4 protein-coding genes are annotated in these 5355 nt (G+C 67.6%); 2 read left to right on the top strand and 2 right to left on the bottom strand.

What is annotated here, in order from left to right; translation table 11 throughout:
• On the bottom strand, positions 1-2504 hold a 2504-nt coding region (locus tag ACIQ6O_RS12290; protein ID WP_396208083.1), incomplete at its 3' end, for an amidohydrolase family protein.
• Positions 2505-2722: 218 nt separating this feature from the next.
• On the opposite strand from ACIQ6O_RS12290, the gene ACIQ6O_RS12285 reads away from it, so the two are divergent.
• Together ACIQ6O_RS12285 and ACIQ6O_RS12280 are read left to right on the top strand one after the other, a co-directional pair.
• The gene (locus tag ACIQ6O_RS12285) at positions 2723-4306 is read left to right on the top strand and encodes an SDR family oxidoreductase (RefSeq protein ID WP_396208082.1); all 1584 of its coding nucleotides are present in this window, start codon (positions 2723-2725) and stop codon (positions 4304-4306) included.
• Positions 4307-4311: 5 nt separating this feature from the next.
• Positions 4312-5022, top strand: coding sequence for a hypothetical protein (locus ACIQ6O_RS12280; RefSeq protein ID WP_396208081.1), 711 nt, complete (start codon positions 4312-4314; stop codon positions 5020-5022).
• Between the two features lie 74 nt (positions 5023-5096).
• Here the strand turns inward: ACIQ6O_RS12280 and ACIQ6O_RS12275 are convergent.
• A partial coding sequence (locus ACIQ6O_RS12275) for an ASPIC/UnbV domain-containing protein (protein WP_396208080.1) occupies positions 5097-5355 on the bottom strand: 259 nt, incomplete at its 5' end.

Raw genomic sequence — 5355 nt, 5'->3', positions numbered from 1 at the left:
GCCACCCCCGCCTTCTTCAGCTCGTCGGCGATCTTGTACGCCTCCACGCCGTGCTGGAGCGTCTGCACCTTGAAGCCGAACTCCTCGGTGAGACGCACGAGCGCCAGGAACTCATCGGCGCGGTAGCCGTGCGACGAGATGAGCAGCTTCCGGTTGAGGATGTCGAGCAGCGATTCCATGCGCAGATCTTTGCGCGGGGGAATGCCCGTCTTCGTCTTCTCCCAGTTCTTCCACTCCTTTTCGTAATCCCGCGCGGCCAGGAAATGGTCGCGGATGATTTCCTGCACACCCATGCGCGTGTTGGGATAGCGGGTGGGATTGCGCTTGGGGTTCTCACCCAGCGCGAACTTCACCGTGCGCGGCGCGCCCTGGATCTTGTACTCGTCGGGGAGTGAGCCCCAGCGCGTCTTCACGAACACGTTCTCGCCGCCGATCGGGTTCGCGGAACCGTGCTTGATCATGGTGGTGGTGAGGCCGCCGGCAAGCTGGCGGTAGAACCAGATGTTGTTGTGCGTGACCACGTCGCCCATCTGCACTTCGGGGACGATCGCGAAGCCGCTCTCGTTGATGTCGGTCACACCGCCGTGCGTGTGCGGGTCGATGAGCCCCGGCGTGACGTGCTTGCCGGTGGCGTCGATCACCGTGGCGCCAGCGGGGGCGGTGAGCCCCTTGCCCACGCGCACAATCTTGCCCGCCTGCACGAGCAGGTCCGCGTTCTCGAGCTTGCCCTGCGGGCCCGACGTCCACACGGTGGCGTTGCGCACGAGTACGGCCGCGGGCTGCGCCGGCGGTGCCGACCGGCCGAACTCCATCGAGGGGCGAATGAACGGCAGGTCGATCTTCGGCACCTTCACGGCGACGGCGCCGCGCGCGGGACCCTGATAGGCCTCGGTGCGCGTGCCCTTGTAGTTGGCATCGGTGCCCGTAGGCAGCGACATCCAGCCGAAGAAGCCATTGTCCTGCACGGAACCCGCGAGCAGCACCGAGCCTTCGAGCCCGAGCTGTTCCCCGTTGAAGGTCGCTTCGAGGCGGCCGGTTTCGGCGATGATGCGGACGCCGGCGAGATTCACCGGCCGGCGACCCGGCATTTCGATGGTGCCGCGAATGCGATTGAGCGGTCCTTCGAGACGCAGTGTGGCACTCTTGAAGGTGCCGGCGTCATCGGAGGTGATCGCCCACGTGCCGCGCGGATCCACCTGCGGCGGACGGGTCACGCCGTAGCGGGCGCCCTGCACCCACACGTCGCGCACGGTCGCCTCTTCGGTGAAGAGATCGCCTTCGGCCACGACGAGGTTGGCCGCCTTGCCTACGGCGATGGTGCCATGCGTCTTCTCGATACCGAGAATGCCGGCGGGCACGGTGGTGAGCGCCGCAAGCGCCTTGTCGGCCGCCAGTCCGCGGGAGACGGCGACGCGGAGGTTGGGCAGGAACTGGGTGAGTGATGACAGCCCGTCAGCCGTGATGGCGAACGGGATGTTGTTGGCGGCGAGCTGCGCCGGGTTGGTGGGCGCCAGGTACCAGTGACGCAAGTCGGTGAGGGCGACGTTGCTGGCCGCTTCCGGGTTGGCCACGTTCGGCGCGTCCGGAAAGTTCAGCGGCACGATCAGCGGCTGCGTGCGTCCCTTGAGCACGTCGACGAGACGGTACTCCTGGCCGCTGCCGCGGAACCACGGCGTGAGCTTGTACTCGTTCGCGAGCTTGAACGCGCGCAGGTACTCTTCTTCGTTGTTGGTCTGGAAGAGTACCGGCTGCTGTCCCTTCACAGCCTTGCCGAGCGCCGCGAGCGCTTCGCTCGTTTCTGGCGGCAGGATGGAGCGGCCGCTCGTCTCGTAGGCCCCCCAGGCGCGGCCGTACCACTCCGCGTCGAGCAGCGTCTGCTTCATGAGGGCGATCGTCCCCATGCTCGAATTGGGGTAGGTGCCGCCGAGCGCGAAGGATCGCGAGAAACCGATGGTCTGCGCCAGGTCGGGGCGCAGGACGCGCTCACGCACGCCCACCTCACCGAGCTGGACCACCGAGGCCGTGCCGCGGAAGATGCCCTGACGCGGCACGGCGAGCGCTGCCCCGAAGCCGAGGGAGCGGAGCGCCTGACGGCGGGTGGAGTCGTCCTTCGCGTTGGCGGTGGTGCTGAACCACGCGCGTACCTGCGGATTCCAGTGGGTGGGACCGACGTCGCCTCCTTGCTGTGGCGTGTCGCCACCGAGGTCGGCGTGCGCGTCGATGAAGCCGGGGTACACGGTGAGACCCTTGAGGTCCCACACTCGGGCGCCAGCCGGGGCGGGGGCCCCGGCGCCGACCGCGGTGATGAGCCCGTTGCGCACCACGATGGTGGCGTTGTCGAGCACCTGCCCGGGGGCGGTGACGACCCGGGCGCCCACGAGGGCATGGAATCCCGTGCCGTTGGCACGCAGGCCGGCGACCGGCTCGGTGCGACTCGACTGTTGGGCCCCGAGTGAGCTGGCCCCTAGAACGGCCAGGCTCAGCAATGAGCGAACGACTTTCACGAAAGGCTCCTGGGACGGGGCACGGATGCCCTGTCGAAGACGGAGGGGAGGAAAGGGGACGGTCCGGTCGTGGCGCGGCTGGCCCGACCGGGCACACTCAACAATGCGGTCGAACGCGTCCGTAATCAAACGGGCGGAGGGGGCCGGACGTTCGACCCGGACGTTCTCTGGGAGAGCCGTCGGTGCCCGCACCCGCTATCCTTGGGCATGGTGAATTCATGAGCGAGGCACCGGCCCCTCTCGGCCCCGAGGTCGTGGCAGCCCTGCGGGACGAACTGCGTACGGCCACCCTGCTGTTCGAGCGCATCATCGCCGATCGCAGCCTGTTGATGGTGATGCCCCCCGAGGAGCGCCGTCGGTTCGACGCGGCGGTGGCTGGCGTATTCCATCCCGACCCGCGGGCGCGGCGGGTCATGGTGAAGGCCACGGCGCGCGAACGCAAACTCGCGGCCGCGCAGCGGGACGAGGAACGACTCCAGGCGACCGGGATCCGCACCCTCCGCCGTAAGCCGGTGTTCACGACCCCCAACATGTATATCGAGGGGGAGGTCGAAGCCGGGACCTCGTCGGCGGCGTCCGACGACGCGCCCGAGGAAACGCTCATCCCGCAGCACTGCTACATCTGCAAGCAGAAGTTCACGACCGTGCATCACTTCTACGACCAGATGTGCGGGGACTGCGGCGACTTCAATTTCCGGAAGCGCACCGAGTTGGTGGACCTCACGGGGCGCACGGCACTGCTCACCGGCGGACGCGTGAAGATCGGCTATCAGGCCGGGCTCAAGCTGCTCCGGTGCGGCGCCGCGCTGCTGGTCACCACGCGCTTTCCGCGTGACTCGGCCATGCGGTACGCGATGGAACCCGACTTCGCGGAGTGGCGCGACCGGCTGGTGATCTTCGGGCTCGATCTGCGGCACACGCCGAGCGTGGAAACGTTCTGCGCGCAGTTGCTCGAGTCGGAGGCGCGCCTCGACTTCATCGTGAACAACGCGTGTCAGACCGTGCGCCGCCCGCCGGCGTTCTACGCGCACATGATGGCCGGCGAGCAGGCCGCGGCGAATGTGCTCCCGCCCGCTGCGCGCAAGCTGGTCGAGCGCTACGAGGATCTGCGCGCGTCGGGCGGTGCGAGAGCACTGCCGGCGGGGGACTCCCACTCCATGACGTCGCCCGACGCCATGGCGCTCGACTCGCTCGGCCTCACGCACGCCGCCGCGCTGTCGCAGGTGCCGCTTCTCCCCGAGGATCACGATCCGGCGCAGCCGCTCTTCCCGGCCGGCCGCTACGATCAGGATCTCCAGCAGGTCGATTTACGCGATCGGAACTCCTGGCGGCTGCTGCTCGACGAGGTGCCGAGCATCGAGCTGCTCGAGGTGCAGCTGGTGAATGCCGTCGCGCCGTTCCTGATCAACGCGCGCCTCAAGCCCTTGATGCTGCGCACCGACAACCACGACAAGCACGTCGTGAACGTGTCGGCGATGGAGGGGCAGTTCTATCGCAACAACAAGACCACACGCCATCCGCACACGAACATGGCCAAGGCGGCGCTCAACATGATGACGCGCACGTCGGCGGCCGATTATCAGCAGAGCGGCATCCACATGAACAGTGTGGATACCGGGTGGGTCACCGACGAGGATGTGGTCGCGCTCGCCGAGCGAAAGCAGGCACGCCACCGCTTCCATCCGCCGCTGGATATCGTGGACGGGGCGGCGCGCATCGTGGATCCCATCATTGATGGCATCGCGACGGGCACCCATGTGTGGGGGCAGTTCCTGAAGGATTACAAGCCGACCGACTGGTAGCATACATGTTCCGTTCTACTCTGCTCGCCGCTGCGTATGCCATGTGTGCGCTGGCCGGCGCTTCGACGCTTGGCGCGCAGCGCGTCATCCCCGTGCACGAGGAGCCGCGGCACAAGCTGGTGTACGAGGGTGGCGGCCTGCGCGTGCTCGATGTGCAGATCGCCCCGGGCGACACGTCGCTGTATCACCTGCACGCCACGCCGATTCTCTATACGAACATCTCGCCATCGCGCACCATCGAGCAGTTGGTGAGTGGTGACTGGCCGCCGCCGGGTACGCCGCCGATTCTGCGGTGGGTGGCCGGTGGCACGTTGTCGGACACGATCTACACCGTACGTCCCAAGGCGCACCGCGTGACCAATATCGGCGACCGGCTGTTCCGGCTCATCGGGGTGGTGACGATGGACGGCACGCCGCGTCCGTTCACGACGGCGATCGAGAGCGAAATGCCAGGGGTGCGTGAGATGACGTCATCGTGGTTCCGGCAGACGCGCGTGACGCTGACGCCCGCTGACTCCACCGCGTGGCTGCGCACATCCCGGACCATGGTGGCGATCCTGCCCTTCGACGGCCACATGCTCATCGAGCGGGAGGGCAGTGAAACCACCGGGCTGTCGATGCCCGGAGCGTTCACCGTGATCAAGGCCGGTGAGCGCTACCGCGTGAGAAATCCCTCGCGCGCCACTACGCCAGTGGTGTTGGTGCAGCCGCACTGATACGACGATGCCCCGATTCCCCAGCGGGTTTCGGGGCGAGGACGGGACAGCGTATTGAAGTCGCCGCGCGCGAGCTAACGAGGCAGCCGCACGACGGTGACGTGCCGGCCGTCCACCGCCACACCGCGACGCGTCGTCGCCTGCCGCGTACCGTTGGCTGGCCAGGTGACCTCGATATCCACGCGATCCGACGACGCGAGCCCGATGTGCACCGGCGCCACCGACTGCGAATCGTACCCCGATCCGGCATCGACGAGCGCCATGCCGAGCAGACGTCGCGTACCCGCACGGAACACCCGAACCTCGGCTCCCGCCTTCGTGGCGCGCCCGAGG

The organism is Gemmatimonas sp. (assembly GCF_044345575.1).
Lineage (GTDB): Bacteria > Gemmatimonadota > Gemmatimonadetes > Gemmatimonadales > Gemmatimonadaceae > Gemmatimonas.
The sequence above is the reverse complement of the archived record's forward strand: the minus strand, read 5'-3'. Positions and strand labels throughout refer to the sequence as shown.

What these genes read in the sequence shown, in the direction of transcription:
- ACIQ6O_RS12285 (WP_396208082.1), top strand. Translation starts at nt 2,723, where the DNA reads ATGAGCGAGGCACCGGCCCCTCTCGGCCCCGAGGTCGTGGCAGCCCTG.
- ACIQ6O_RS12280 (WP_396208081.1), top strand. Translation starts at nt 4,312, where the DNA reads ATGTTCCGTTCTACTCTGCTCGCCGCTGCGTATGCCATGTGTGCGCTG.